At 37.7% G+C, this 26,640-nt stretch carries 30 protein-coding genes; 21 read left to right on the top strand and 9 right to left on the bottom strand.

All coding sequences use genetic code 11. The features are described from left to right. Nucleotides 1-144: 144 nt before the first annotated feature. The 3 genes from ACZDYH_RS20170 to ACZDYH_RS20160 are packed head-to-tail and all read right to left on the bottom strand — an operon-like array spanning nucleotide 145 to nucleotide 2,008. Nucleotides 145-690, bottom strand: coding sequence for a flavodoxin family protein (locus ACZDYH_RS20170; protein ID WP_000497611.1), 546 nt, complete (start codon nucleotides 688-690; stop codon nucleotides 145-147). A 4-nt stretch (nucleotides 691-694) separates the two neighbouring features. After that, on the bottom strand, nucleotides 695-1,063 hold the full coding sequence (locus tag ACZDYH_RS20165; RefSeq protein ID WP_001219205.1) for a MerR family transcriptional regulator: 369 nt from the start codon (nucleotides 1,061-1,063) through the stop codon (nucleotides 695-697). 51 nt (nucleotides 1,064-1,114) lie between these two features. After that, a complete protein-coding gene (locus ACZDYH_RS20160; protein WP_001099987.1) occupies nucleotides 1,115-2,008 on the bottom strand; it encodes a LysR family transcriptional regulator in 894 nt (297 codons plus the stop codon). A 151-nt stretch (nucleotides 2,009-2,159) separates the two neighbouring features. Here ACZDYH_RS20160 and ACZDYH_RS20155 point away from each other — a divergent pair, with 151 nt between their 5' ends. The 21 genes from ACZDYH_RS20155 to ACZDYH_RS20055 all read left to right on the top strand — a co-directional run bounded on the left by ACZDYH_RS20155 (nucleotide 2,160) and on the right by ACZDYH_RS20055 (nucleotide 22,318). After that, nucleotides 2,160-3,182 (top strand): YeiH family protein, encoded by a 1,023-nt coding sequence (locus ACZDYH_RS20155; protein WP_006918442.1) that lies wholly within the window; start codon nucleotides 2,160-2,162, stop codon nucleotides 3,180-3,182. A gap of 317 nt (nucleotides 3,183-3,499) precedes the next feature. Further along, a complete protein-coding gene (locus ACZDYH_RS20150) occupies nucleotides 3,500-3,697 on the top strand; it encodes a helix-turn-helix transcriptional regulator (RefSeq protein ID WP_000538359.1) in 198 nt (65 codons plus the stop codon). A 147-nt stretch (nucleotides 3,698-3,844) separates the two neighbouring features. After that, nucleotides 3,845-4,072 carry a hypothetical protein gene (locus ACZDYH_RS20145; RefSeq protein ID WP_000524139.1) on the top strand — a complete coding sequence of 76 codons (228 nt, stop codon included), beginning with the start codon at nucleotides 3,845-3,847 and terminating at the stop codon, nucleotides 4,070-4,072. A 100-nt stretch (nucleotides 4,073-4,172) separates the two neighbouring features. After that, nucleotides 4,173-4,934, top strand: coding sequence for a MerR family transcriptional regulator (locus tag ACZDYH_RS20140; RefSeq protein ID WP_044306530.1), 762 nt, complete (start codon nucleotides 4,173-4,175; stop codon nucleotides 4,932-4,934). Next, complete coding sequence (locus ACZDYH_RS20135; protein ID WP_000025219.1) at nucleotides 4,931-5,551, top strand: hypothetical protein; 621 nt, start codon at nucleotides 4,931-4,933, stop codon at nucleotides 5,549-5,551. The genes ACZDYH_RS20140 and ACZDYH_RS20135 overlap by 4 nt, the downstream gene beginning before the upstream one ends. 45 nt (nucleotides 5,552-5,596) lie before the next feature. Next, nucleotides 5,597-6,028: a DUF4362 domain-containing protein gene (locus ACZDYH_RS20130; RefSeq protein ID WP_049108171.1), complete on the top strand. Its 432-nt coding sequence runs from the start codon at nucleotides 5,597-5,599 to the stop codon at nucleotides 6,026-6,028. A gap of 150 nt (nucleotides 6,029-6,178) precedes the next feature. Further along, nucleotides 6,179-8,155 (top strand): excinuclease ABC subunit B, encoded by a 1,977-nt coding sequence (gene uvrB, locus ACZDYH_RS20125; protein ID WP_000441059.1) that lies wholly within the window; start codon nucleotides 6,179-6,181, stop codon nucleotides 8,153-8,155. A 5-nt stretch (nucleotides 8,156-8,160) separates the two neighbouring features. Beyond that, nucleotides 8,161-11,037 carry an excinuclease ABC subunit UvrA gene (gene uvrA / locus ACZDYH_RS20120; RefSeq protein WP_000045561.1) on the top strand — a complete coding sequence of 959 codons (2,877 nt, stop codon included), beginning with the start codon at nucleotides 8,161-8,163 and terminating at the stop codon, nucleotides 11,035-11,037. Nucleotides 11,038-11,225: 188 nt separating this feature from the next. After that, complete coding sequence (locus tag ACZDYH_RS20115) at nucleotides 11,226-11,606, top strand: phage holin family protein (protein ID WP_001267308.1); 381 nt, start codon at nucleotides 11,226-11,228, stop codon at nucleotides 11,604-11,606. 156 nt (nucleotides 11,607-11,762) lie between these two features. Then, nucleotides 11,763-12,692, top strand: coding sequence for an HPr(Ser) kinase/phosphatase (gene hprK, locus ACZDYH_RS20110; RefSeq protein WP_001127250.1), 930 nt, complete (start codon nucleotides 11,763-11,765; stop codon nucleotides 12,690-12,692). A 26-nt stretch (nucleotides 12,693-12,718) separates the two neighbouring features. Further along, nucleotides 12,719-13,531 carry a prolipoprotein diacylglyceryl transferase gene (gene lgt, locus ACZDYH_RS20105; protein WP_153581070.1) on the top strand — a complete coding sequence of 271 codons (813 nt, stop codon included), beginning with the start codon at nucleotides 12,719-12,721 and terminating at the stop codon, nucleotides 13,529-13,531. Nucleotides 13,532-13,598: 67 nt separating this feature from the next. After that, nucleotides 13,599-14,249 carry a pyrophosphatase PpaX gene (gene ppaX, locus ACZDYH_RS20100; protein ID WP_001222402.1) on the top strand — a complete coding sequence of 217 codons (651 nt, stop codon included), beginning with the start codon at nucleotides 13,599-13,601 and terminating at the stop codon, nucleotides 14,247-14,249. 33 nt (nucleotides 14,250-14,282) lie between these two features. Continuing rightward, the gene (locus ACZDYH_RS20095) at nucleotides 14,283-14,795 is read left to right on the top strand and encodes an acyltransferase (RefSeq protein ID WP_001255070.1); all 513 of its coding nucleotides are present in this window, start codon (nucleotides 14,283-14,285) and stop codon (nucleotides 14,793-14,795) included. A gap of 139 nt (nucleotides 14,796-14,934) precedes the next feature. Then, the gene (locus ACZDYH_RS20090; RefSeq protein WP_000517720.1) at nucleotides 14,935-16,446 is read left to right on the top strand and encodes a tetratricopeptide repeat protein; all 1,512 of its coding nucleotides are present in this window, start codon (nucleotides 14,935-14,937) and stop codon (nucleotides 16,444-16,446) included. A gap of 85 nt (nucleotides 16,447-16,531) precedes the next feature. Then, entirely contained in the window at nucleotides 16,532-17,488 is a 957-nt protein-coding gene (gene trxB / locus ACZDYH_RS20085; protein WP_001288078.1) for a thioredoxin-disulfide reductase, read from the top strand. Between the two features lie 165 nt (nucleotides 17,489-17,653). Further along, nucleotides 17,654-18,460, top strand: coding sequence for a DUF368 domain-containing protein (locus ACZDYH_RS20080; RefSeq protein WP_000455197.1), 807 nt, complete (start codon nucleotides 17,654-17,656; stop codon nucleotides 18,458-18,460). A gap of 229 nt (nucleotides 18,461-18,689) precedes the next feature. Further along, nucleotides 18,690-19,148 carry an NUDIX hydrolase gene (locus ACZDYH_RS20075; protein WP_001190080.1) on the top strand — a complete coding sequence of 153 codons (459 nt, stop codon included), beginning with the start codon at nucleotides 18,690-18,692 and terminating at the stop codon, nucleotides 19,146-19,148. A gap of 20 nt (nucleotides 19,149-19,168) precedes the next feature. Further along, entirely contained in the window at nucleotides 19,169-20,050 is an 882-nt protein-coding gene (gene rapZ, locus ACZDYH_RS20070; protein WP_000138459.1) for an RNase adapter RapZ, read from the top strand. Between the two features lie 3 nt (nucleotides 20,051-20,053). Further along, nucleotides 20,054-21,007: a gluconeogenesis factor YvcK family protein gene (locus ACZDYH_RS20065; RefSeq protein ID WP_000712188.1), complete on the top strand. Its 954-nt coding sequence runs from the start codon at nucleotides 20,054-20,056 to the stop codon at nucleotides 21,005-21,007. An 88-nt stretch (nucleotides 21,008-21,095) separates the two neighbouring features. Further along, entirely contained in the window at nucleotides 21,096-22,046 is a 951-nt protein-coding gene (whiA, locus tag ACZDYH_RS20060; RefSeq protein WP_000006558.1) for a DNA-binding protein WhiA, read from the top strand. Nucleotides 22,047-22,069: 23 nt separating this feature from the next. After that, nucleotides 22,070-22,318: an HPr family phosphocarrier protein gene (locus tag ACZDYH_RS20055; protein ID WP_000250307.1), complete on the top strand. Its 249-nt coding sequence runs from the start codon at nucleotides 22,070-22,072 to the stop codon at nucleotides 22,316-22,318. Between the two features lie 525 nt (nucleotides 22,319-22,843). On the opposite strand, the gene clpP is transcribed toward ACZDYH_RS20055, so the two are convergent. From clpP to spoVAC, 6 genes are all read right to left on the bottom strand, one after another. Continuing rightward, nucleotides 22,844-23,425 (bottom strand): ATP-dependent Clp endopeptidase proteolytic subunit ClpP, encoded by a 582-nt coding sequence (gene clpP, locus ACZDYH_RS20050; protein ID WP_001049162.1) that lies wholly within the window; start codon nucleotides 23,423-23,425, stop codon nucleotides 22,844-22,846. Nucleotides 23,426-23,665: 240 nt separating this feature from the next. Beyond that, nucleotides 23,666-24,535, bottom strand: coding sequence for a DUF421 domain-containing protein (locus tag ACZDYH_RS20045; protein ID WP_000018922.1), 870 nt, complete (start codon nucleotides 24,533-24,535; stop codon nucleotides 23,666-23,668). A 20-nt stretch (nucleotides 24,536-24,555) separates the two neighbouring features. Beyond that, complete coding sequence (locus ACZDYH_RS20040; protein ID WP_000216153.1) at nucleotides 24,556-24,762, bottom strand: DUF1657 domain-containing protein; 207 nt, start codon at nucleotides 24,760-24,762, stop codon at nucleotides 24,556-24,558. An 11-nt stretch (nucleotides 24,763-24,773) separates the two neighbouring features. Then, nucleotides 24,774-25,124, bottom strand: coding sequence for a stage V sporulation protein AE (gene spoVAE / locus ACZDYH_RS20035; protein ID WP_000575919.1), 351 nt, complete (start codon nucleotides 25,122-25,124; stop codon nucleotides 24,774-24,776). Then, entirely contained in the window at nucleotides 25,121-26,137 is a 1,017-nt protein-coding gene (gene spoVAD / locus ACZDYH_RS20030; protein ID WP_000938970.1) for a stage V sporulation protein AD, read from the bottom strand. Before spoVAD ends, spoVAE begins: the two co-directional genes overlap by 4 nt. Then, the gene (spoVAC, locus tag ACZDYH_RS20025) at nucleotides 26,138-26,614 is read right to left on the bottom strand and encodes a stage V sporulation protein AC (RefSeq protein ID WP_000146953.1); all 477 of its coding nucleotides are present in this window, start codon (nucleotides 26,612-26,614) and stop codon (nucleotides 26,138-26,140) included. Between the last annotated feature and the right edge of the window lie 26 nt (nucleotides 26,615-26,640).

The raw sequence follows: 26,640 nt of genomic DNA, 5'->3' as shown, positions 1-26,640 counted from the left end.
CTAATCCCCTGCTAGTTTTCATCATTTTTGTTCACTATTTGTGATGGATGAAATAAATAAGAGAATTAGAACTTCATTGGTCAAAGTACCTTCCTTTCATAATATTACTTTTATTGTATGCGCATACAAAAGGGTTTGTCAAACTTATTTCTGTTCGCTATTTTTGAATTTATTATTATACAATTGTGCTTTTGCCAGCGCCTCAGCATCGTTTTTAATTTCATCCAGTCCATTCGCATCTCCAATAACATAACCTTCAAATGAAGAACCAACAAAATCAAAGATATATTGGAATTGAGCAATAAGCGGTAATGCTTTTAGCTTTGGATTATCCCCGCCAACGATGACAACATACATTTTTTTGCCTTTCATTTTTTCTTTGAAATGAAGAGATGTATCGCGCAAGCTTTGTGACCAGCGATCAACAAAGTTTTTCATATGTCCACTCATTCCGTACCAATATAATGGTGTAGCAAAGATAATCGTGTCGTGCTCTAGCATGCGTTTGGTTAACTGCTCATAGTCATCATTTACGGATTGGAATCCTTCTGCATCATGACGTTGGTCTGTAATAGGATAGACGGTATGATCACGCAAATAAATTTGTTCTGTTTCAATGTCCTCTATCATCATATGTGTTAAAGCTTCTGTATTTCCGTTTTGTCTTGAACTGCCATGTATAACAAACATGTAATCACTCCTTTTCTTTTGCATGTTTTAGGAGTGAAACGTGTTTTTGCAAATTCGTTTGGATGTTGGAAAGTAATGTGATTTGCTTTGTTACTTCATTGAGTTTATCTTCGTAAAGTGTAAGGATACTGCTGCACGGATTGTCGTACAGGTGCGGTTCAATTTCAAGGCAGCGCAGCATCCTTGCCGTCTCTTCTAAATTTAAGCCAATTTGTAAGTACATTTGAATAAGCTCCACTTTTTCGATGGCACTTTCATCAAAATCACGGTAGCCATTTGCAAGGCGCTTAGAAGGGAGTAAGCCCTTTTCTTCGTAATGTCTTAGTGATCTTTCACTAACGCCAGTTTCTTTTGATAATTCTCCAATTCGCAATGTATTTCACTCCTTTTACATGTATTGTAAACCTTCACACTAATGTGAAGGTCAACTCTGTTTTTTCGCAAAAGAATCTACATGATTTAAGAACACTTGAATGGCTTTAGATGGAATGAAATATTTACCGCGCACGATGGAAAACGGACGGATTAGTTGTTCATTTGGAACTTCGACGTGGAATAGTTCTTTTGCTAATAGCTCTTTCCGTACAGTCCAATCAGAAAGGATAGCGATGCCAAGCCCGGCACTAACAGCTTCCTTTACGCTTTGGATACTACTGAATGTAAAGAATCGTTTCATTTTTAAATGGTGTTGATGAATAAAGCGGTCACTATAAGCGCGTGTACCAGAACCACTTTCTCTTAATACCCATACTTGATCTTGGAGTGTACTTTCATTTATTTCATTTGTGCGGAGTAATGGATGATTTGGCGGGACGACGAGCTTCATTTCATCTTGCATAAATGTTTCAACATCTACGTCGGCGTATACGACTTGTCCTTCCACTAGGCCGATATCAATTTGATTAGAGCGAAGGCTTTGCAAAACGTCTTCTGTATTTGAGATGAAAGTATGAACTTCGACGTGTGGATTTTCATTCGCATAGTTAGCCAGTATTTTTGGAAGTAAGTATTCGCCAATTGTAAAACTAGCACCAATGCGAAGTGTTCCTGTTACAACGTTATGTAGTTCATTAATTTCTTGTTTAGCATCTTCGTAAAGAGAGAGCATTTGCTTTGCATGTATATATAATATGTTTCCAGCTTCAGTAACTTGGACGTGCTTCGGGGAGCGTTGAATAAGCGTAGTGCCAAATTCGTTTTCTAAGTTGCGTATATGCATACTTACTCCAGGCTGTGAAAGGTTTAATAATTCTGCTGCACGGGAGAAGTGTTTCTGTTCAACGACAGTAACAAAAATTTTTAAAATGTCTACGTTCATATAATGGGCTCCTTTCTTTTTCTATCATCTTATCATAAGTATTTCTGATGATAGAGATTTGGTATTGGTATTAAACTTATTATAGAAACTCTCTTATAATGTAAGTAGAAAGAACATGCATGTTCCAATACGATTATTGGAGTGGTTCAAAATGGAACAAACACTTGTTATACAAAAGAAGAAGCGTTTTGGATTTTCGCAAGGAATTGGGATTACATTATTAATCGCAATTGCCGCGAAATATTTAGCAGAGCTTCCATTTTTAAATATTATGGGACAATTAGTAATTGCTATTCTAATTGGGATGGTTTGGCGCGCTGCAATTGGAGTTCCTCACGAGGCGATAGCAGGAACGAACTTTGCGAGTAAGAAGTTGCTGCGCTTTGGGATCATCTTACTTGGAATGCGATTAAATCTTGTTGATATTGCGAAGGCGGGACCGAAAGTATTGGTCATCGCGGCGGTTGTTATTACATTTACTATTTTTGTTGTATACGGACTAACGAAAGTATTTAAAGTAGAAAAGAAACTTGGGATTTTAACAGCATGCGGTACGGCAATTTGCGGCGCAGCCGCGGTCGTGGCAATTGCACCGCAAGTGAAAGCGAAGGACGATGAAACAGCAGTTGGGGCAGCAATCATCGCGATTTTAGGTACCATATTTACGCTTATTTATACGTTATTATATCCAGTGCTTGGTTTATCTCCGTACGGTTATGGTGTATTCTCAGGTGCGACGCTTCATGAAATCGCTCATGTCATCGCAGCTGCGGCGCCAGGAGGAAGTACTGCTGTAGACATCGCAGTTATTGTGAAGTTAACGCGCGTAGCAATGCTTGTGCCAGTAGCGATTTTAATTGGTCTATGGTTTGGTAAGAGTGAAGGTAGCAAAGAAAAGAAATCGTGGCGCGAACTTCCAATACCATGGTTCATTTTCGGGTTCTTAGCGATGAGTGCAGTGCATTCACTCGGGATTATTCCAGAAGTTGTTGCGGGATACATTGTTGTTCTTGCTTACATGCTTATCGCAATGGCGATGGCAGGGCTCGGTTTAAATGTAGAGTTTAAAACGTTCCGTAAATTAGGAAGTAAAGCATTCGTGGCAGGGCTGATTGGCTCGGTTTGCTTATCGGTTCTTGGATACGTTCTTGTATATGCGTTAGGATTTATGTAGTAGAGGAGAAAGCTGTTCCCGAAGGTATTTGGGGACAGCTTTTTCTTATGATTATAGTAGCGCTACGGATGTCGATATATTTGAAAAATCGCCGATATAAATAGAGTTGCGCTGATATATTTGGGAAATCGCCGATATAATTTAAGTTGCGCTGATATATTTAAAAAATCGCTGATATAAATTGAATTACTCTTGTACTTTGTTAGAGTAGATGTTCAATGAAATGTTTTTCTAAAATTTGTAAAGATATCTTTACTTGTAACTGGAAAATATTTATAATTCAAGTAAAGATATCTTTACTTTTGAAGGTGGATCCTATGGGTGTAAAAAATAAAATAAAAGAGTTAAGAAAGCAACATCATATAACGCAAGTTGAAATGGCAAAGGCGATGCAAGTGACGCGGCAGACGATAGTGGCGATTGAAAATCATCATTACAATCCGAGTCTAGAGTTATCTTTAAAAATTGCCAAATATTTTGGAGTGAAGGTGGAGGAAATCTTTACGCTGGAGTAAGGGGAAAGAAAATAAATGATAAGCTTGAGAGATTTCAATTAGATTAAACGTTTAAATATATAAGGATTGGTTTTGGTTTATTAATAAGTATCGCATCAACGAGCGTGTTAGCAACAAAGAATAATAGATAGAAAAAGGGGAACTGGGATGGGATTACCGGTGTTATGTGTCGCTACAGCTATATTTTCGCTTCTTTGGGGAATGCAAAACTTTTCTCGTAATCCAGTGCCGAGCATTTGTATTATGATTGGTACTGTAGGTTTATCGTATTATTTATTATTATTAGCCCATTATCATAAAACGGCAACGAGTGTTGTTGTTGGAGCACTTATTTTATTTTGTGGGCGCGCCATACAAAAGGGGTTATTTCCATAAAAGCTGTTTATACATTTTGTATAAACAGCTTTTTGTATTTTTTTTACAAAACGCTTGAAAGTTACGTAACGTCATCTTTTATAATGAAAGGGAAGAGGTGATGGTAGTGATTTCAATACAACAATTTACGAGAGAAACAGGGGTTACAGTACGTACACTACGTTATTATGATCAAATAGATTTATTAAAGCCGAGCGGAAAAACAGAGGGTGGACATCGGTTATATAGTGAAAATGACGTTATTCGTTTGCAACAAATTTTATTTTTAAAAGAAATGGGATTTTCATTAAAAGAAACTGCGAATATGTTAGTAAAAGGTGAGCTGGATTTAAAAAATTCGCTTGAAAAACAACTTCGGTTTGTACAGGAAGAACAAAAGAAATTTAATCGAATGGAGAGTGTTTTACAAGCAGTTGTTTATTCGGTAGATGTGGAGGGAGAACTCGATTGGAAAGTTATGTTTGAACTGATTCAGCTTTCGAAGCAGTCTTCTCGTATACGTGAAATATTTCAAAATGAAGTGTTTTCAAAGGAAGAACAAAAATTGCTTCATAATTTACCAAACATGAGTAAGGAAGATCCGAATGTTTTAGAATGGGTAGATTTATTAAAGCAATTACGCACTTTTATGAAAGACGGTAAAGAAGCTGCTAGTGATGAAGTACAAGGGGCAATGAAGAGATTAATGCAGAAGTGTTTAGAAATGGCCAATGGTGATGAAGCGTTTTTAGATAAGTTATGGGAAGTTAGAAAATCGAAGGAAGATTCACAGAAAATGAGCATGTATCCAATTGAAGAAGAACTTTTAGTATATATGGATGAGGCTTTTCGTATTTATGATGAAAGGGAGAAGGATAAATGAGTATACTCGCAGAATATCGTTGGTATTTTTTAATTGGGGCAGAAATTGTATTTTGGTTATCAGCTATCGGTTTCTTTTTACTTCGCTACGGATTCCGTTTGAAAAAGGCGAGTTTTATTATGGGGATTGTACTCCTCGTAAATGAAGTGTTTATTTTAACTTTAGGAGTAGTGGACTATTATCAAACAGGAAAGTTCTCTAACTTTCAAATCATTACTGTAATCATTTTATTATATGCAGTTTTCTACGGGAAAAAGGATTTAAAGAAGCTTGATATATTTGTACAAAAATCAGTTGCGAAATGGCGTAATGAACCGGCGCCTATTATTGAAGAACAGGTAGAATTAACAGGCATGGCCTATGCAAAGCAGGAAATAAAAAATTGGATATTACATCTTGTTTTATTCGTTGGTGTGCACATATTCTTTTTCTTCGCGTATGGATTTATTCCATTTGAACAATGGGGTAATTGGTTAGAATCGGGAATCGTTTTAAATAAAGCTGCAAGTCGCGTGAGCCAAGTGTGGGCGATTGTATTTTTAGTTGATACAGCAATTTCATTTTCATATGTGATTTTTCCGAAGAAGGAGAAAGGAAAAGAAAAGCTACTTTCATAGTTGAAAGTAGCTTTTCTGGTATACAAATAAATTTTATAGGAGAGGATGACAATAGAAAAAAGAACCAGCTGTATATGTCTATTTCTCTTTAGTTTAGTAGCATGTTCACCATCTAGCACTACAATTGATAAGAAGAATGATGTCATTGTAAAGGGAGCAGGAACTTCCAATCTAGATAAATTCGAACAGTTCGTTATGAACGTTGATCAAGGGAAAGTTGATAAAATAAGAATTGTACAGTATACCGATGAAGGTGACCCGGTTTTTCAAATGTTAGAGCATAGTGGGAAAGATATCCTTTATGTGTTAGATAGTAGACAAGACAAGTTTGCTGGTGACCATAAAGGATTACATAAAGATAGTTGTAAAAGTATTGTTAAAGAGCTGCGCGAATCAGAAAGTACTTATCGGTTAACAGATTGTATGAATGAAGCTGGGCGCAATGGATATGACTTAGTATATGTATCTAAAAAATAGAATTAGTAGAGGAAGGAAGTATTTACTCCTTCCTTTTTCTATGTGTATATTGTCGAAAACTTTACCGAATATCTGTTCGTTTTTTTAGGTTTTTTATAGGTATTCGTGGTAAAATAATAATACAGATTTTTATGAGGAGGTCGGATTTTCTTGGAACGTCAATTTGAAATTGTCTCAGCGTATTCCCCACAAGGTGATCAGCCGGTAGCTATAGAGAAGCTTGTAGAGGGAATTAATAGTGGAAAGAAAAAGCAAGTGTTGCTTGGAGCAACAGGAACGGGTAAGACATTTACGATTTCAAATGTCATTAAAGAAGTGCAAAAGCCAACACTTGTTATGGCTCATAATAAAACGTTAGCAGGGCAGTTATATAGTGAGTTGAAAGACTTTTTCCCGAATAATGCAGTTGAATATTTTGTTAGTTACTACGATTATTATCAGCCAGAAGCGTATGTACCACAAACAGATACGTTTATTGAAAAAGATGCGCAGATTAATGATGAAATTGATAAATTGCGTCACTCGGCAACGTCTGCATTATTTGAACGGGACGATGTAATTATCGTTGCGAGTGTTTCGTGTATATATGGTTTAGGTTCTCCAGAAGAATACCGCGAGCTAGTTGTTTCGCTTCGAGTTGGTATGGAAAAAGACCGTAATCAATTGCTTCGTGAACTTGTTGATGTACAGTATGGACGTAATGATATTGATTTCAAGCGTGGTACATTCCGTGTGCGAGGAGATGTAGTTGAAATCTTCCCGGCATCACTTGATGAGCATTGTATTCGAATCGAATTTTTCGGTGATGAAATCGATCGTATTCGTGAAGTAAATGCGTTAACAGGTGAAGTATTAGCAGAACGTGATCATGTAGCAATCTTCCCAGCATCTCACTTCGTTACACGTGAAGAAAAGATGAAGGTCGCTATTGAAAATATCGAAAAAGAATTAGAAGAGCGTTTAAAGGAATTAAATGATAACGGCAAGTTGTTAGAAGCACAGCGTATAGAACAGCGTACACGTTATGATTTAGAAATGATGCGCGAGATGGGATTTTGTTCAGGTATTGAAAATTACTCCCGTCATTTAACACTTCGTCCAGCGGGGGCAACGCCGTATACGCTATTAGACTATTTCCCGAAAGATTTCTTAATCGTTATGGATGAATCGCACGTATCAGTACCGCAAGTAAGAGCGATGTATAACGGGGACCAAGCGCGTAAGCAAGTGCTTGTGGATCATGGATTCCGTCTGCCGTCAGCTTTAGATAATAGACCGCTCACATTCGATGAGTTTGAAGAGAAAACGAATCAAGTTATTTATGTTTCAGCAACGCCAGGACCGTATGAGTTAGAGCAGTCGCCAGAAGTAATAGAACAAATTATTCGTCCAACAGGGCTTTTAGATCCACCAATTGATATACGACCAATTGAAGGGCAAATTGACGATTTATTAGGAGAGATTCAAGATCGTATTGCAAAAAATGAACGTGTATTAATTACGACTTTAACGAAGAAAATGTCAGAGGATTTAACGGATTACTTAAAAGATGTAGGAATTAAAGTTAACTATCTTCACTCTGAAATTAAAACGTTAGAACGTATTGAAATTATCCGCGATCTTCGCCTCGGTAAATTTGATGTACTTGTCGGCATTAACTTATTGCGAGAAGGATTAGATATTCCGGAAGTATCACTTGTAGCTATTTTAGATGCTGATAAGGAAGGGTTCTTGCGTTCAGAACGTTCATTAATTCAAACAATCGGTCGTGCCGCGCGTAATGAAAACGGCCGCGTTATTATGTATGCAGATCGTATAACAAAATCTATGGGAATTGCGATTGAAGAAACGAAGCGTCGTCGTAGTATACAAGAAGCTTACAATGAAGAGCATGGTATTACGCCGAAAACGATTCAAAAAGGCGTTCGTGATGTTATCCGTGCAACGACAGCTGCTGAAGAGACAGAAACATACGAAGCAACTCCTGCTAAGAAAATGACGAAAAAAGAGCGCGAAAAGACAATTGCGAAGATGGAAGCAGAGATGAAAGAAGCAGCAAAAGCGTTAGACTTCGAGCGTGCAGCTGAACTAAGAGATTTACTATTAGAATTAAAAGCGGAAGGGTGAAAAAAGTGAGTAAGAGCAAGGATTTTATCGTTGTAAAAGGTGCTAGAGCACATAACTTAAAAAATATTGATGTAACCATTCCGAGAAATCAGCTTGTCGTTGTAACGGGATTGTCTGGTTCGGGGAAATCATCATTAGCATTTGATACGATTTATGCAGAAGGGCAGCGCAGATACGTAGAATCATTATCTGCGTATGCGCGCCAGTTTTTAGGACAAATGGATAAGCCGGATGTGGACACGATTGAAGGATTGTCACCAGCAATTTCAATCGATCAAAAAACGACGAGTCGTAACCCACGTTCAACTGTTGGAACGGTAACGGAGATTTATGATTACTTACGTTTATTATTTGCACGAATTGGTACGCCAATTTGTCCGAATCATGGCATTGAAATTACGTCACAAACAGTAGAGCAGATGGTAGACCGTGTTCTTGAATATCCTGAACGTACGAAATTACAAGTGTTAGCGCCTATCGTTTCTGGGCGTAAAGGTGCGCATGTAAAAGTACTTGAAGATATTAAGAAGCAAGGATATGTTCGTGTTCGCGTTGACGGTGAAATGCTTGATGTATCTGAAGATATTGCGTTAGATAAAAACAAGAAGCATTCCATTGAAGTTGTAATTGACCGTATTGTTGTAAAAGAAGGGATCGCAAGCCGTCTTGCTGATTCACTTGAAAGTGCATTAAAGCTTGGCGGGGGACGAGTGTTAATCGATGTTATGGGAGAAGAGGAACTTCTGTTTAGTGAACATCACGCTTGTCCGCATTGTGGTTTTTCAATTGGAGAATTAGAGCCGCGTATGTTCTCATTCAATAGTCCGTTCGGAGCATGTCCTTCTTGTGATGGACTTGGTTCAAAGCTAGAGGTAGATTTAGAGCTTGTTATCCCGAACTGGGATTTATCATTAAATGAACATGCGATTGCACCTTGGGAACCGACAAGTTCACAATACTATCCACAACTTTTACAATCTGTATGTAATCACTACGGCGTTGATATGGATATGCCTGTAAAAGATATACCGAAAGATTTATTTGATAAAGTGTTGTACGGAAGCGGGGAAGAGAAAGTTTATTTCCGCTATGTAAATGAATTTGGTCAAGTAAAGGAAAATGAGATTTTATTTGAAGGTGTTATTCCAAACATTGAACGTCGTTATCGTGAAACGAGTTCTGATTACATTCGTGAGCAAATGGAAAAGTATATGGCAGAACAAGCTTGTCCAAAGTGTAAAGGTGGACGCTTAAAGCCTGAGAGTTTAGCTGTATTTGTTGGCAATAAAACGATTGCTGACGTAACGAAGTATTCAGTTCAAGAAGTACAAGAATTCTTCTCGAATGTAGAGCTAACGGAGAAGCAACAAAAAATAGCTCATTTAATTTTAAGAGAAATTCAGGAGCGCGTTGGGTTCTTAGTGAACGTTGGTTTAGATTATTTAACGTTAAGTCGTGCCGCAGGAACTTTATCAGGTGGTGAGGCGCAGCGTATTCGTTTAGCGACGCAAATTGGTTCTCGTCTAACTGGCGTACTTTATATTCTTGATGAGCCTTCAATTGGTTTACACCAGCGTGATAACGATCGTCTTATTCGTACATTGCAAGAAATGCGCGATTTAGGTAATACGTTAATCGTTGTTGAACATGATGAAGATACGATGATGGCTGCTGACTATTTACTTGATATAGGGCCTGGTGCAGGTATTCATGGTGGACAGGTCGTTTCAGCGGGGACGCCGGCTGAAGTTATGCAAGATGAGAATTCATTAACAGGGAAGTATTTAAGTGGTAAAGAGTTTATTCCAGTTCCACTTGAAAGACGTAAAGGTGACGGACGTAAAGTGGAGATTGTCGGCGCAAAAGAGAATAACTTAAAGAATGCAAAAATGTCATTCCCACTCGGTACGTTTGTAGCGGTAACAGGTGTATCTGGATCAGGTAAAAGTACGATGATTAATGAAGTACTATATAAATCGTTAGCGCAAAAGTTATATAAAGCGAAAGCGAAGCCAGGTACGCATAAAGAGATTAAAGGTCTTGAACATTTAGATAAAGTAATTGATATTGATCAATCGCCAATTGGTCGTACACCACGTTCTAATCCAGCGACGTACACAGGTGTATTCGATGATATTCGTGATGTGTTTGCACAAACGAACGAAGCGAAAGTGCGCGGATATCAAAAAGGACGTTTCAGCTTTAACGTAAAAGGTGGCCGTTGTGAAGCGTGCCGTGGCGATGGAATTATTAAAATCGAAATGCATTTCTTACCAGATGTGTATGTTCCGTGTGAAGTTTGTCACGGTAAACGATATAATCGTGAAACGTTAGAAGTGAAATATAAAGATAAGAATATTTCTGAAGTGTTAGGGATGACAATTGAAGATGGAGTAGAATTCTTTGCCAATATTCCTAAAATTAAGCGTAAACTTCAAACGCTTGTAGATGTTGGGCTTGGTTATATGAAATTAGGTCAACCAGCAACAACATTATCTGGTGGGGAAGCACAGCGTGTGAAATTAGCTTCTGAATTACACCGTCGTTCTACAGGTCGTACGTTATACATTTTAGATGAGCCAACGACTGGTTTGCATGCGCATGATATTGCACGTCTTCTAGAAGTGCTGCAACGTCTTGTTGAGAGCGGTGAGACGGTACTTGTAATTGAACATAATTTAGATGTAATTAAAACAGCTGATTATATCGTTGACCTTGGACCAGAGGGCGGAGATAAAGGTGGACAAATCGTTGCTTCCGGAACGCCAGAGCAAGTAGTGAAAGAAGAACGCTCATACACAGGTAAGTATTTAAAAGAGATTTTAAATCGTGATAAAGCAAGAATGAAAGAGAAAATAAAAGAAGTAGAGTTATCGCAATAAGTTTATTGATGAAAACCGAGTGGAAATGACGCTCGGTTTTTATTTTACGAGGAAAAACTGGTAAGCATGTTAGTAGGTATACAAGCATGAAAGATAGAATAAGTTGATATAAGTGTTCGTATCATACTTGCGTTTATTATCTATTAGCGTATGATGAAATATATATGTTTAAAAGGATGTGTAACGAAATGAGATGGATTGTATCACTTCTTGTAAATAGCGTTGTGTTAATCGCTGTATCGGGACTTTTAAAAGGGATTGCACCAGATGCATTTTACGTAGCAAATATACAAACTGCAATTATTGCTAGTATTATATTGGCGGTTTTAAATGTGTTCGTAAAGCCGTTTTTAATTTTAATTACGCTACCAATTACTGTTGTAACTTTCGGCTTCTTCTTAATTGTTATTAATGCGATTACGTTAAAAATAGCAGATTCATTATTAGGAGATGCTTTTAATATATCAGGATTTGGTGTAGCGATTGTTGCGGCAATTTGTATTTCAATTTTTAATATGATAATTGAAAAGGCAATTGTTGAACCTCTATATGAAAAAAAGAGAAAGTGACAAAAAGAAAAACATTTCATTATTCGTATGAAATGTTTTTTTCTATTTATTAGAAACCGTATTTCTTGTTTCCAGAAAAAAATGGTACAATATCCGATAGAATGGAATTTTACATCAAACGAGACTGAACCCGCAGCGGAGTGGAGGTTTATACATATGCCGAAAGTAAGGACAAAAGATTTAATTGAACAATTTCAATTGGAGTTAATCAGTGGTGAAGAAGGCATTCATCGTCCGATTGATACAAGTGATTTATCACGACCTGGAATTGAAATGGCAGGATTTTTTACATATTATCCAGCAGATCGTGTGCAGCTTCTTGGAAAGACGGAGCTTACGTTCTTTGACACATTAACGTCAGAGCAAAAACAAGAGAGAATGAAAGCGCTTTGTACTGAGGAGACGCCATGTATTATTGTAACTCGTAATCAAGATGTACCAGATGAGTTATTACAAGCATCACGTGAATCAGGTATGCCTTTATTACGTTCTTCTCAAACGACAACTAGATTATCAAGTCGTTTAACAAACTATTTAGAAGGTAAGTTAGCACCAACAACTGCTGTTCATGGTGTGTTAGTAGATATTTACGGTGTTGGTGTTTTAATTACAGGTCAAAGTGGTGTTGGTAAAAGTGAGACAGCTCTTGAGCTTGTAAAGCGTGGTCACCGTCTTGTTGCGGATGATAGTGTAGAAATTCGTCAAGAAGATGAAGACATGTTAGTCGGAAGCTCACCAGATTTAATCGAGCATTTATTAGAAATTCGTGGTCTAGGTATTATTAACGTTATGACGTTATTCGGTGCAGGGGCAGTAAGAAATTACAAGCGTATTACACTTGTTATTAATCTTGAAATTTGGGATCAAAAGAAAAATTACGATCGCTTAGGTCTTGATGAAGAGAAAATGAAAATTATTGATACAGAGCTTACGAAGATTACACTTCCAGTTCGTCCTGGTCGAAACTTGGCTGTTATTATTGAAGTAGCAGCGATGAACTTCCGGTTAAAACGTATGGGAGTCAATGCAGCACAGCAGTTCTCTGAACGATTAATGAGTGCAATTGAGTTAGGAAATCAGGAGTAAACTTTGGAGAGGGAGGTCATATACATATGCTGTTAGCTTCTGTACCACAGCTTGACCGTGTAGCTATCCAACTTGGGCCGTTTCCTGTGTATTGGTACGGGATTATTATCGGTACAGGTGTGCTATTAGGTCTTTGGCTGGCAACTCGCGAGGGAGAAAGGCTAGGTATTCCAAAAGATACATTTGTTGACCTTGTATTAATTGCAGTACCGATCGCTATTCTTTTTGCGAGAATGTACTATGTTATTTTTGAATGGGAATATTACGCACAAAATCCGAGTCAAATTATTAATACTCGTCAAGGTGGTTTGGCGATTCATGGTGGTTTAATCGGGGCTGTTATTACAGGTGTTCTTTTTGCGAAACGACGCGGACTTTCTTTCTGGAAGTTGGCTGATATTGCTGCACCAAGTATTTTACTAGGACAAGCAATTGGCCGATGGGGAAACTTTATGAACCAAGAGGCGCATGGTGATGAAGTAACGAGACAGTTTTTAGAAGGTCTTCATTTACCAGATTTCATTATTAATCAAATGTATATTGAGGGTGTGTACTATCATCCGACGTTTTTATATGAATCATTATGGAATTTTGCAGGCGTAATTTTACTACTTGCATTAAGAAAAGTGAATTTACGTCGCGGGGAGTTATTCTTCACATATTTAATTTGGTATTCAGTAGGACGCTTCTTCGTAGAAGGCTTACGTACAGATAGTTTAATGCTAGGACCACTTCGTATTGCACAAGTAATGTCAATTGGACTTGTTGTTATTTCTATTATTTTCATTATTGTGAGACGAAAAATGGGGCAAGCTGATAAAAGATATTTAGAAAATTAGAGACAAGTAGCATCTTATTATAAGATGCTGCTTCTTTCATATTCAGGAAGGTGAAAGGACTAAGGCGATGAGAATAAATACAGTGTTATTTGATTTAGATGGAACTTTAATTAATACAAACGAACTTATTATTTCTTCTTTTTTACATACTTTAAATACATATTATCCAAATCAATATAAGCGTGAAGATGTGTTGCCATTTATCGGCCCATCTTTGCATGATACTTTCAGTAAGATTGATGAAAATAAGGTTGAAGAGATGATTACAAGCTATCGCAAATTTAACCATGATCATCATGATGAATTAGTAGAAGAATATGAAACTGTATATGAAACAGTTCGAGAGTTGAAGAAGCAAGGTTATAAAGTGGGTATTGTTACAACGAAAGCGAGACAAACCGTTGAGATGGGATTACAGTTGTCAAAGCTTGATGAATTTTTTGATGTTGTCGTGACAATTGATGATGTAGAGCATGTGAAACCACATCCAGAGCCACTTCAAAAAGCGCTTGAATTATTAGATGCAAAACCAGAAGAAGCATTGATGGTTGGGGATAATCATCATGATATTGTCGGTGGTCAAAATGCGGGGACGAAAACAGCTGCGGTTTCATGGACGTTGAAAGGTAGAGCTTATTTAGAAGCTTACAAGCCAGACTTTATGCTAGATAAAATGAGTGATTTGCTACCGATTTTGTCTAATATGAACCGTTCATAAAGGTCCAAGTAAGTTAGTAGAGGAGCGAGCTAAGTGCGACGGACAACGCGCTATCCTGTTTCAGGAGAAAATTCATTATGGAATGTGTATAAAACAGTGTCTTTTTGGAAGGTAATGAAAAACTTTATTATTATCCAAATTGCACGTTACACGCCATTTTTATCTGTGAAGAATTGGTTGTACCGCACTTTTTTACGGATGAAAGTAGGAAAGAAAACATCATTTGCGCTTATGGTAATGCCGGATATTATGTTCCCAGAAAAGATAACTGTGGGAGAGAATTCGATTATTGGCTATAACACAACGCTTTTAGCACATGAATATTTAATTCGTGAATATCGACTTGGGGAAATCGTTATTGGAAATGAAGTGATGATTGGAGCGAATGTAACAATATTACCAGGTGTGAAAATTGGAGACGGTGCGACTGTCTCAGCTGGCACACTTGTTCATAGAGATGTACCGAGCGGTGCTTTCGTAGGTGGAAATCCAATGCGTATTATTTATACGAAAGAGCAAATGACCGCCAGAGAAGGTTCATGGTGAAAATGTAACATTTCTCCTCTTTTTTTATGAATAAAAAGGAAATAATTGAGTATAATATACTGTTTTGTTTTTTACGGAATCGTTTATACTTATAGATAGAAGAATGTGTGAACGAAGAAAACAAAAAACTGGAGGATATATGGGGAAAAATCAAAGGATATATAAGGAGAACGGACAAGTTATCTCTTTTAATCAATTAGCGGACTTCTTTTATAAAAAAGGGATGAGAGCTTACAAAGGACAAAAATTGCAAGATGCAATTAAATATTTTCGAAGAGCGGCACAAAGTGAGAAGGAGCCGTTTATTTTATGTCAATTAGCATCAGTATTATCTGAGGCTGGTGAATATCAAGAATCGAATCAAATCTTCTTAAAGTTAGTTAGATCTAATCCAGAACTTGAACAGTGCTATTATTTTATTGCAAATAATTATGCATATATGGGGTTATTTCAACAGGCGAAGAAATATGCGGATCGCTATTTAGAAGTTGCAAAAGAGAAGGAATTCGTAGAAGATACATTAGAACTTCTTGAGATTATGGAAGAAGAAGCAATGGGTGCGGAAGAGATTGAAGATGAAGATGATTTAATTGTTATGCAGGAAGAAGCGAATCGTTATATTCGTAATGGACAATTGGAAGAAGCAATTGCTACATTAGAAATTGTTACGAAAGATTATCCGGAATTTTGGTCAGGTCATAATAATTTAGCCATTGCACATTTTCAATCTGGTAATGTAGACAAAGCACTGAAGTTAACAGAAATGATTTTAGAGAAAAATCCTGGTAATATACATGCGCTTTGTAATACGCTTATTTTTCTATATTCAATTGGAGAGCATAAACAAGTAGAAGCGTTAGCGGGACAGCTAGTTTCGGTATATCCGATTTCATTTGAACATCGTTTGAAACTGGGAACTACACTTGCAACAATTGGTTATTTCGAGCATGCATATAAATGGTTCAAATTATTAAAGCGTCAAGGATATGAGGGAGACGTTAGTTTTTATTATTGGTTTGCATATTCTGCTTATATGGTGAAAGATCAGCAACTAGCTGAAAAAATGTGGCAATATGTCGTGGAATTGCATCCTGATAAAAAGGGAAAAGAACCGTGGAATGCGCTGAATTTAGCAGATGAAGGACAAAACGTGTTATTTGAAGAATTACGAAAATCATTTCAGCAAAGTGCGACGCTAGAAGAACAAATGCTAGCTTTATATTTAATGAATGAATTGTCAACGCCGGAGAAGGTGGGATTCTTCTTTGATATAACGCAAGCGAAGAACGGTGTTCCCATCGTATCACAACTTGCAAAGTACTTCTTTTTACTTAATAGTCATAAGAGTATTCCAGCTGATTTACAGCAATTTGAGCAGTGCGCGAGAATCGCGGATGCATTATACAATTATACGAAAAAAGATGATGAATTAATTGAAGAGTGTTTACACTTTTGGTTTTGTACGTTCATACGTTTATATACATCTGGAGACATATTTACAAATGTGTACGGCTGGTCAGCTGCGATTGAATACATTGTACGCGGCGAACAAGGAAATAAAATGACACAGTCGGAGCTTGGAGATGTATATAATGTATCTGTAGCGACTGTCCGAAAGTATGTGCAAGCTGTTAAGCGTACGCACACATAAGATAAGCAAATCATTGGGAAAAAAATGATGCTAACAGTATAATGAGGGTAACTTAATTGTGTAGGAATGGATAGGAGTGAATAGTGTGTCAGAAGAAAAAATTTATGATGTCGTTATTATTGGTGCAGGACCAGCTGGTATGACAGCTGCAGTATATACATCTCGTGCAAATTTAAGCACATTAATGCTTGAGCGTGGTATTCCAGGTGGCCAAATGGCAAACACGGAAGATGTAGAAAACTACCCAGGTTATGAGTCTATTTTAGGACCAGATTTATCAAATAAAATGTTCGAGCATGCGAAGAAATTTGGTGCTGAATATGCATACGGTGATGTGAAAGAAGTCATCGATGGTAAGGAATACAAAACAATTATTGCTGGTAAAAAAGAATATAAAGCACGTGCAATTATCGTTGCAAGCGGTGCAGAGTATAAAAAAATTGGTGTACCGGGTGAAACAGAACTTGGCGGCCGCGGTGTATCATATTGTGCAGTATGTGACGGAGCATTCTTTAAAGGAAAAGAACTTATCGTAATTGGCGGTGGAGATTCTGCTGTTGAAGAGGGTGTGTTCTTAACGCGCTTCGCATCAAAAGTAACGATCGTTCACCGTCGTGACACGCTTCGTGCACAGAAAATTTTACAAGACCGTGCTTTCCAAAACGAAAAAGTAGATTTCATTTGGAACCACACGATAAAAGAAATCAACGAAGCAAGTGGTAAAGTAGGAAGTGTAACACTTGTGGACGTAAATAGTGGAGAAGAGAAAGAAGTCAAAACTGACGGCGTATTCGTATACATCGGTATGTTACCTTTATCAAAACCATTTGTTGAACTAGGTATTACAAATGAAAATGGTTACCTTGAAACGAACGAGCGTATGGAAACGAAAATTCCTGGTATTTTCGCAGCTGGTGATGTTCGTGAAAAAATGCTTCGTCAAATTGTAACTGCAACAGGTGACGGTAGTATTGCAGCGCAAAGTGCACAACATTACGTAGAAGAATTATTAGAGGAATTAAAAACTGTATCAGAAAAATAAGGGATAATATACCTTGTGAGAAGAAAGCTACCGACAGGAGCTTTCTTCTTTTTTTGTGTGAAAATGTCAAAGTTTTGTCAAAAAATATAAGGATTATAAGCTTTCTTATTGATATACTGGACTTTACGGAAAAAATCACTATAAGAAATGAGGAATTTATTCAGTATGGAATGGCGTAATATATATCGTGGATTTTGTATGGGCGTTAGTGATTTAATTCCTGGTGTGAGCGGCGGTACAATCGCTGTTGTGTTAGGGATTTATGAACAATTGCTTGCGGCAATTAGTGGATTCTTTAGTCGTGAATGGAAAAAACATTTAGGATTTTTAATTCCACTTGCAGCTGGTGTGGCAGCGGCATTTTTAACGTTAAGTCACGTTATTAAATATTTACTTGCAAATCATTATGAACCGACTCAATTTTTCTTTCTCGGTTTAATTATTAGTATATTACCGATGTTAATGAGGGAAGCTGATGCAAAGTCGTCGTTTAAAGGTAAGCACATCGTTTTATTAATAGTTGCAGCAATTCTTGTTGCGATTACAGCTTTCTTTAAACCAGATAAGGCAGCAGATCCAATTACGACGTTAACAATTTTAAATGCAATTGGTTTATTTTTCGCAGGATGGATGGCTAGTATGGCCATGCTGCTTCCTGGAATTAGTGGATCGTTTATTTTATTAATTATTGGTGTGTATCCAACAGCAATTAACGCTTTAACTACACTTAACTTACCTTTAATCGTGGTTATCGGTGCTGGTGTTATGGTTGGATTTGTTGTAAGTAGTAAAGGCATTAGTTTTTTATTAGATCGTTATAAAAGTATGACATTTGCGGCAATTATTGGACTTGTAATCGGTTCGATTGTAATTGTATTCCCTGGGATTCCGACTGGCGGATTTTCAATTATAAGTTCAATTATTACCTTTGTTTTAGGATTTGCGATTGTTACTTATTTCGGTAAGAAATAAGTACTTTAATCCCCTTGGCGATAAAAAGCGTTAAGGGGATTTTTCATTCTATTCATTAAAAGTCTAAGCATTTACATTGCTTGTTATAGAAAGCTTTTTTAAAATTGCTGAGTAGCATATGCTTAGCGAAAGAGGACTGGCTCCTTCGTTGTAGCAAACTGTTTTTGATAGTATAATGAAAGAAGTATGCAGTGAGGAATTTTACTGCAAGTAGCTGAGGTGAAGAAACATGCAAAGAGTGACAAACTGTGTGTTAATTAGAGATAATGAAGTACTCTTACTCCAAAAACCTCGCCGAAATTGGTGGGTTGCACCAGGCGGGAAAATGGAGCGTGGTGAGACTGTAAGAGATTCCGTTGTTCGCGAGTATCGTGAAGAAACAGGTATTTATTTGAAAAACCCAGCGTTAAAGGGGGTCTTCACCTTTGTCATCCAAGAAGGTGATAAAGTTGTTTCTGAATGGATGATGTTCTCCTTTTTAGCGACAGATTTTGCAGGAGAAAACAAACTAGAGAGCGAAGAAGGCATCATTGGTTGGCATACATTTGATAAAATTGATGATTTAGCAATGGCGCCAGGAGATTATCACATTATTGATTATTTAATTAAAGGAAATGGCATAATCTACGGTACATTTGTATATACCCCAGATTTTGAGTTGCTTTCATATCGATTAGATCCGAGTTAAACCGTCAAGGAGAGGATACAATGACAGAGAATAATGATATAAAAATGGTAATTATTACAGGGATGTCTGGAGCTGGAAAAACAGTAGCTTTACAAAGTTTTGAAGATTTAGGATATTTTTGTGTGGATAATTTACCACCGATGTTATTGCCGAAGTTTATTGAGCTTATGGCGGATTCAAAAGGGAAAATGAATAAAGTGGCACTTGGTATTGATTTACGTGGCCGCGAGTTTTTTGAACATTTATGGGGAGCACTTGATGATTTATCAGAACGTACATGGATTATTCCTCATATTTTATTTTTAGATGCGAAAGATAGTACGCTTGTAACTCGTTATAAAGAAACGAGACGTTCGCATCCACTTGCACCAACTGGTTTGCCGTTAAAGGGAATCGAAGCAGAGCGTAATTTATTAACAGATATGAAGGCGCGAGCGAATATTGTGCTTGATACATCGGATTTAAAACCGAAAGAATTACGTGAAAAAATTGTTCACTTGTTCTCAACAGAAACTGAGCAAGCATTTCGTGTAAATGTTATGTCATTTGGATTTAAGTACGGTATTCCAATTGATGCAGATTTAGTATTTGATGTTCGTTTTTTACCAAATCCATATTACATTCCACACATGAAGCCATTAACAGGACTAGATGAAGAAGTTTCTTCGTATGTACTGAAATTTAATGAGACACATAAGTTTTTAGAGAAGTTGACGGATCTGATTACTTTCATGCTGCCTCATTATAAAAGAGAAGGCAAAAGTCAACTTGTAATTGCAATTGGATGTACAGGTGGACAGCATCGTTCTGTTACGCTTACAGAATACCTTGGGAAACATTTGAAACCAGAGTATAGTGTTCATGTATCTCATCGTGATGTGGAGAAGAGAAAGGGCCATTAAGGGATGAAAAAAGAGAGAAAGCCTAAAATTGTCATCATGGGAGGCGGAACTGGACTCTCTGTTTTATTAAGAGGATTAAAGCAATATCCTGTTGATATTACAGCAGTTGTTACAATTGCTGATGATGGTGGCAGTTCGGGTAGATTACGTGATGAGCTAGAAATTCCACCTCCAGGTGACATCCGTAACGTACTTGTTGCGTTATCGGATGTAGAGCCACTGGTGGAAGCTTTATTTCAGCACCGTTTCACAACAGGAGACGGACTGAAAGGTCATGCGTTAGGAAATCTATTGTTGGCAGGTATGACCTCGATTACAGGAGACTTTTTCCATGCAATTACAGAAACAAGTAAAGTATTAAATGTCAGAGGACGTGTATTACCAGCAGCGAATCAAAGTGCGGTACTTCATGCGGAACTTGAAGATGGGGAAATTGTAACAGGTGAATCAAAGATTCCTTATTACGGAAAGAAGATTAATCGTGTCTTTTTAACTCCAGAAGATGTAGAGCCATTGCATGAAACGTTGGCTGAGATTAAACGAGCTGATTTACTTGTTTTCGGTCCTGGAAGTTTGTATACGAGTATATTGCCCAATTTAGTTGTTAACAAAATTGGAGACGCTGTTCTTGCTGCAAAGGCGAAGAAGGTATATGTATGTAACGTTATGACACAAGCGGGTGAAACGATGGGATATACTGCTTTTGATCATGTGCAGGCGTTACACGATCATTTAGGGCAACCATTTATCAATACTGCAATTGTAAATAACCGTGAGATTCCTTGTGAATTACGCAAGTCATATGAGGAAGAAATGTCTACACCAGTTGTAGTGGATGAAGAACGTTTTGTTGAAAATAATATTGATGTTATTCAAGAGGGATTAGCGAAGTATGATGATCATGTTGTAAGGCATGATACGTTAAAGTTAGCGTCCATTTTATATTCATTGTTATAAATATGCGTTGCCTCGTTTGAGGTAGCGCTCCTCATTCATATAGGACAAGAATTTTGTTCCATAATAATCGTATAAGGAGGTGTTGACTGTGTCATTTGCATCAGAAACAAAGAAAGAGTTGACGAATCTTGAGATGAAGGAATGCTGTGAGAAAGCAGAATTATCAGCGTTACTTCGAATGAACGGGTCGCTTTCTTTTTCAAACCGTCGTCTATCTATCGATATTCAAACGGAAAATGCGGCAATTGCAAGAAGGATTTATACGCTTTTGAAAAAAGGATATGACGTGACGGTAGAATTGCTTGTCCGTAAAAAAATGCGCTTGAAGAAAAATAATGTATATATTGTGCGGCTTGTTGAGAAGTCTCGCGAAATATTAGCTGATCTTCATATCGTTCGAGATGACTTTTCATTTATTCGAAATATATCACAAGAATTGATTGAGAAGAAATGTTGTAAACGATCGTACTTACGTGGCGCATTTTTAGCAGGTGGTTCAGTAAATAACCCAGAAACATCATCTTATCATTTAGAAATCTTTTCGTTATATAAGGAACATAATGATGCTATATGTGAACTGATGAACGGATTTGATTTAAATAGTAAGACGTTGGAAAGAAGAAAAGGGTACATTACGTATTTGAAAGAAGCAGAAAAAATTACAGAGTTTTTAAATATTATAGGTGCTCATAATGCACTTTTAAGATTTGAAGATATTCGAATCGTACGTGATATGCGTAATTCTGTAAATCGTTTAGTGAACTGCGAAACAGCTAATTTAAATAAAACAATTGGTGCAGCACTAAGACAGATTGAAAATATTCGTTATATTGATGAGACAGTTGGTCTTGATATTTTGCCGGATAAATTACAAGAGATTGCACAATTACGAAGAGATTATCAAGATGTAACATTGAAAGAGTTAGGTGAGATGGTATCCGGGGGGAAGATTAGTAAGTCGGGTATTAATCATCGTTTGCGTAAAATCGATGAAATCGCAGAGAAATTACGCGCGGGGGAAACGTTAGTAAAAAAATAAGAGGTTAAAGGGGAAATGGAGCTGTGGTTCAAAAACGAGTTCAGGTTTCATTAAAAAACGGTTTACAAGCACGTCCGGCTGCGTTGTTTGTACAAGAGGCAAATCGCTTTCATGCAGATATCTTCATCGAGAAAGATGGAAAGACAGTAAATGCAAAGAGCATAATGGGGATTATGAGCTTAGCAATTGGAACTGGAAGCATGATAACAATTACAACAGAAGGTTCAGATGCAGAAGAGGCTTTAGAAGCATTAGCTGCATATGTACAATAAAAAGCTATCGCGTATATGCGATAGCTTTTTGTTTTTGCGGTTTACTTAAAGGGAGTTTTTGGGATAGGGGGTATGTAGGTGGTTTGTCCTTGTCGTAGATTGTCGGTAAATCGATATGTTGTGTCGAACCGTTGATATATTAAAAAAATCGTTGATATAATTTAAGTTTTGTTCGATATAATTGAAAAATCGTTGATATATTTAGGTGAATACCAGGGTGGGTATCCAGACGGAGGTGCATGATAATAAAAAAGCGCCCTGTAATAGGGCGCTTTTTTTATGTATCCAGCTCCAGCGGCTAGAATCTCCGGTCGCTTCGCCCCTTCATTCGAGGCAAAAAGCGCCTCGGAATCAGGTGCTCCATCGCCCTGCGATTCTAAACAAGCCGCTTTCGCTTTTAGTTGTATCCAGCTCCAGCGGCTAGAATCTCCGGTCGCTTCGCCCCTTCATTCGAGGCAAAAAGCGCCTCGGAATCAGGGCTCCATCGCCCTGTGATTCTGAACGAGCCGCTTCCGCTTTTAGTTATTAACGATTTGTAAAGATCTTATCGATTAAACCGTATTCTAAAGCTTTTTCTGCTGTCATGAAGTTGTCGCGGTCTGTGTCGCGTTGTAGTACTTCAAGTGGTTGACCAGTGCGGTCAGCAAGAATTTGGTTTAGTTTTTCACGTAAGAATAGGATACGTTTTGCAGCGATTTCGATTTCAGTCGCTTGACCTTGTGCTCCACCAAGTGGTTGGTGAATCATTACTTCACTGTTTGGAAGTGCATAACGTTTTCCTTTTTCACCTGCTGCAAGTAAGAATGCACCCATAGATGCAGCCATACCGATACAGATTGTTGATACTTGTGGTTTAATAAACTGCATTGTATCATAGATTGCCATACCCGCTGTGATAGAACCACCAGGGCTGTTGATGTAGATGTGAATATCTTTTTCTGGATCTTGAGATTCCAAGAATAAAAGCTGGGAAACGATTGAGTTAGCTACGTTGTCATCAATTGCACTACCAAGCATAATGATGCGGTCTTTTAATAGTCGAGAGTAAATATCGTAAGCGCGTTCTCCACGATTTGTTTGTTCAATTACTGTAGGAATTAAATTCATCTGTTATTTCCTCCTTATAAAGCTTTCTTAGTCTTATAATACAATTATGGTCAATAAAGGTCAAACGAAACCACTTTAAATCAAAAAAATATGTAGTTGTACCATGAAATATTCGCTATGTTTTCGAAATTCCCTGCTTATGTATCTTCAACATCATAACCGAATTACATAAATTTAAACGTTACGAAAACTGGAGAAAAAAGAAAAGAACGCCTTTTAACTGAAGCGTTCTTTCGATAATTAGTCTTTTAAAAGATAGGTTACTTTATTTAAAATCTTTTCGATTTGTTTCGCGTTTTTACTATACATTTCGCTTGCTGACTTCGACTTTGTTTCTAGGGAAAATAGTTCAAGATCAGCATGACATTTTTTTAAAGATGCTAATAATAAAGGTTTGTTTTGAGGAGAAGGCATTTGGAGTTTGTCATTGTAAATGTCGATAGTAAGTTGTCCGTATGAATCCACTTGACCGAGGAAGACATTTTCAATAACAACACCGATTTTTTCTAATTCTGAATGTAGCCAAGCGCGGTTATGTCCGCTTGCTGAAAGAGGTTCATCTAGTACATTTCCATCCATAATAACAGTTTGTGGTTCTTTCTCGTTTGGTACTTTTAAACCGATGTCTTTTGCTGTAAGTGGCTGAGAATCTTTCTTTAATAATACATTTAATTCTCCGCTCGGTTCTAAGACAGCAAATTCGACTTCAGCTACGCTGAACGCACTTTTTCCACGGAGAAGTTCCAGTAATTCGTCACTCGTATATTTTTCTTTCTTTAAATTATCTTCGAGTATCTTTCCGTCTTTTATTAATACGGTAGATTTTCCTTCAAAGAAGTCCCGAGCTGTTTTGTTCTTTAAAGAGAGGATTCCTGTTAAAAAAGGTACCACAGCGAAAATGAGTATTGCAAAGACACCGTGAAAAAATTTTGAATCGAGCCCTGTAGATACTTGGGCAGCGATGTCACCAATCGTCATTCCGGCTATGTATTCAAAAAAGGAAAGCTGAGAGATTTGTCTTTTCCCTAACCATTTCGTAATAGCGAATAAAATAATTAATATGAATACAGAGCGAAGAATGACAAGTGTCCATTCCGGCAGGTGAGACATAGTCGTTTCCTCCAGTCTACTTAAAACCCTTTATATTGAGGTTCTTCACGTTCTAATACTGAAATTCTATCCTTTAAATCAGCGATGACGCTGTCCATTTCTAACATACATTCATGAAATACGCGTTTTGATTCTTCGTCTTGTGAATTTAATGAAAGAGAGCTTAAGCTTGCTTGGGCGCCCCTTACACTAGCAAGGCAAGTTTTTACGCTAGAGATAACAGTCATATAAACACCTCTTATCCTTTCGGTTTGAATAATAATGCTCCAATGAAGCCGAAAATAATAGCTGCTGATACACCGGCGCTCGTTACTTTAAACATGCCGGTAATAACGCCAACGATGCCATGTTTTGCAGCTTCTTCCATTGCGCCATGAACGAGGGCATTACCAAAGCTTGTAATAGGTACAGTTGCCCCGGCTCCAGCGAAATCAATTAATGGCTCATACAAATTAAATCCATCTAATATAGCTCCAGCAACAACGAGTGTTGCCATTGTATGAGCGGGGGTTAGTTTGCCGACATCAAACATAAGTTGGCCGATTACACATATGAGTCCGCCAATGACGAAAGCCCAGAAAAAAATCATTGCGTTGCACCTCCAAATTCAATCGAAACGGCATGAGCGATACATGGAATTGTTTCTTCTTGTTGGAATGTAAGTGGAGATAGTAAAGCGCCTGTCGCAACGACAAGTATTTTTTTGAACTCTCCTCTTTTCATTCGGTTTAATAAATGACCATACACGACTGTTGCGGAACATCCAGGCCCGCTAGCACCAGCTATGACAGGTTGTCCTTCTCTGTAAATGATAATTCCGCAATCTTGAAATTGTTCGCTCGTTACTTTCGTTCCGTGTTTATGTAGTAAGTCATAAGCAATTTCGCGTCCTACATGTCCGAGATCGCCTGTTACGATTAAATCGTAGTAAGAGGCATCAATTTGGCGTTCACGTAAATGGGCTTCAATTGTATCAACTGCAGCTGGAGCCATTGCGCCTCCCATATTAAACGGATCCGTTAATCCCATATCAATCACTCGTCCGATTGTTGCAGAGGTTACTCTTGGACCGTGTCCAGTATCGCTTAAAATAGCGGCTCCTGCTCCGGTTACTGTCCACTGTGCAGTAGGCGGCTTTTGTCCGCCGTATTCGGTAGGGTAGCGGAATTGTTTTTCTACAGCAGTATTATGGCTTGAAGCTCCAGTTAATAAATATTTTGCACCTTTTGCATTTACGATACTTGCCCCAAGTGCTAAACCTTCCATAGAAGTAGAGCAAGCCCCGAATAGTCCGAGATAAGGAGTGCCAAGTGTGCGGCAAGCAAAGCTTGTTGGAGTGATTTGATTAATTAAATCTCCTGCGAGTACGAATTGAATATCGTCTTTACGAAGTTCTGCTTTTTCAGTAGCGCGGCTACAAGCTTCTTCGAATAAAATTTTATGTGCTTTTTCATAGGAATCTTGTCCAAGCCATAAATCTTCATGAAGGATATCGAAGTCTTCTGGGATGTTCCCCTTTGCTTCAAATGGTCCACCGACAACCCCTGTTGAGATAATGACTGGTTTGTTTTCAAATACCCACGTTCGGTGTCCTTGTAACATTTATAGCCCTCCCCATTGAACGAGAATAGTTTTAATAAGTGCGATGACGAAAGCGGAAAATACACCAAATAAAATAACAGAACCAGCTAGTTTAAACATATTGCCGCCAACGCCAAGGACAAATCCTTCCGTTCGATGCTCAATACATGCGGCAATAACAGAGTTACCAAATCCAGTAACAGGTACAGCTGTACCTGCTCCGGCAAACTGTCCAAAACGATCGTATATACCAAATCCAGTTAGTAACATGGAGATGAAAATGAGAGTTGCGACTGTTGGATTGCCTGCTGAGCGTTCAGTGAAATCAAAATATGTGATATAAAAAGTAGAAATGAGTTGTCCGATGAAGCAAATAAAACCACCGACGAAAAAGGCTTTTATACAATTTTTTAAGACAGGTCGTTTCGGTTCGCGTTCTTGTTCGAATTTTTTATACTCCTGTTGTACAGGGGTTAAGTTTTTATCTTTACTAGCCATTGCAATCCTTCCTTTTCTTTTAAAAA

Source organism: Bacillus sp. EB V-12 (assembly GCF_056158125.1).
The sequence above is the reverse complement of the archived record's forward strand: the minus strand, read 5'-3'. Positions and strand labels throughout refer to the sequence as shown.

What these genes read in the sequence shown, in the direction of transcription:
- ACZDYH_RS20170 (WP_000497611.1), bottom strand. Translation starts at nt 690, where the DNA reads ATGTTTGTTATACATGGCAGTTCAAGACAAAACGGAAATACAGAAGCT.
- ACZDYH_RS20160 (WP_001099987.1), bottom strand. Translation starts at nt 2,008, where the DNA reads ATGAACGTAGACATTTTAAAAATTTTTGTTACTGTCGTTGAACAGAAA.
- ACZDYH_RS20155 (WP_006918442.1), top strand. Translation starts at nt 2,160, where the DNA reads ATGGAACAAACACTTGTTATACAAAAGAAGAAGCGTTTTGGATTTTCG.
- ACZDYH_RS20150 (WP_000538359.1), top strand. Translation starts at nt 3,500, where the DNA reads ATGGGTGTAAAAAATAAAATAAAAGAGTTAAGAAAGCAACATCATATA.
- ACZDYH_RS20145 (WP_000524139.1), top strand. Translation starts at nt 3,845, where the DNA reads ATGGGATTACCGGTGTTATGTGTCGCTACAGCTATATTTTCGCTTCTT.
- ACZDYH_RS20140 (WP_044306530.1), top strand. Translation starts at nt 4,173, where the DNA reads ATGGTAGTGATTTCAATACAACAATTTACGAGAGAAACAGGGGTTACA.
- ACZDYH_RS20135 (WP_000025219.1), top strand. Translation starts at nt 4,931, where the DNA reads ATGAGTATACTCGCAGAATATCGTTGGTATTTTTTAATTGGGGCAGAA.
- ACZDYH_RS20130 (WP_049108171.1), top strand. Translation starts at nt 5,597, where the DNA reads ATGACAATAGAAAAAAGAACCAGCTGTATATGTCTATTTCTCTTTAGT.
- ACZDYH_RS20115 (WP_001267308.1), top strand. Translation starts at nt 11,226, where the DNA reads ATGAGATGGATTGTATCACTTCTTGTAAATAGCGTTGTGTTAATCGCT.
- hprK (WP_001127250.1), top strand. Translation starts at nt 11,763, where the DNA reads ATGCCGAAAGTAAGGACAAAAGATTTAATTGAACAATTTCAATTGGAG.
- lgt (WP_153581070.1), top strand. Translation starts at nt 12,719, where the DNA reads ATGCTGTTAGCTTCTGTACCACAGCTTGACCGTGTAGCTATCCAACTT.
- ppaX (WP_001222402.1), top strand. Translation starts at nt 13,599, where the DNA reads ATGAGAATAAATACAGTGTTATTTGATTTAGATGGAACTTTAATTAAT.
- ACZDYH_RS20090 (WP_000517720.1), top strand. Translation starts at nt 14,935, where the DNA reads ATGGGGAAAAATCAAAGGATATATAAGGAGAACGGACAAGTTATCTCT.
- ACZDYH_RS20080 (WP_000455197.1), top strand. Translation starts at nt 17,654, where the DNA reads ATGGAATGGCGTAATATATATCGTGGATTTTGTATGGGCGTTAGTGAT.
- ACZDYH_RS20075 (WP_001190080.1), top strand. Translation starts at nt 18,690, where the DNA reads ATGCAAAGAGTGACAAACTGTGTGTTAATTAGAGATAATGAAGTACTC.
- rapZ (WP_000138459.1), top strand. Translation starts at nt 19,169, where the DNA reads ATGACAGAGAATAATGATATAAAAATGGTAATTATTACAGGGATGTCT.
- ACZDYH_RS20065 (WP_000712188.1), top strand. Translation starts at nt 20,054, where the DNA reads ATGAAAAAAGAGAGAAAGCCTAAAATTGTCATCATGGGAGGCGGAACT.
- clpP (WP_001049162.1), bottom strand. Translation starts at nt 23,425, where the DNA reads ATGAATTTAATTCCTACAGTAATTGAACAAACAAATCGTGGAGAACGC.
- ACZDYH_RS20045 (WP_000018922.1), bottom strand. Translation starts at nt 24,535, where the DNA reads ATGTCTCACCTGCCGGAATGGACACTTGTCATTCTTCGCTCTGTATTC.
- ACZDYH_RS20040 (WP_000216153.1), bottom strand. Translation starts at nt 24,762, where the DNA reads ATGACTGTTATCTCTAGCGTAAAAACTTGCCTTGCTAGTGTAAGGGGC.
- spoVAE (WP_000575919.1), bottom strand. Translation starts at nt 25,124, where the DNA reads ATGATTTTTTTCTGGGCTTTCGTCATTGGCGGACTCATATGTGTAATC.
- spoVAD (WP_000938970.1), bottom strand. Translation starts at nt 26,137, where the DNA reads ATGTTACAAGGACACCGAACGTGGGTATTTGAAAACAAACCAGTCATT.
- spoVAC (WP_000146953.1), bottom strand. Translation starts at nt 26,614, where the DNA reads ATGGCTAGTAAAGATAAAAACTTAACCCCTGTACAACAGGAGTATAAA.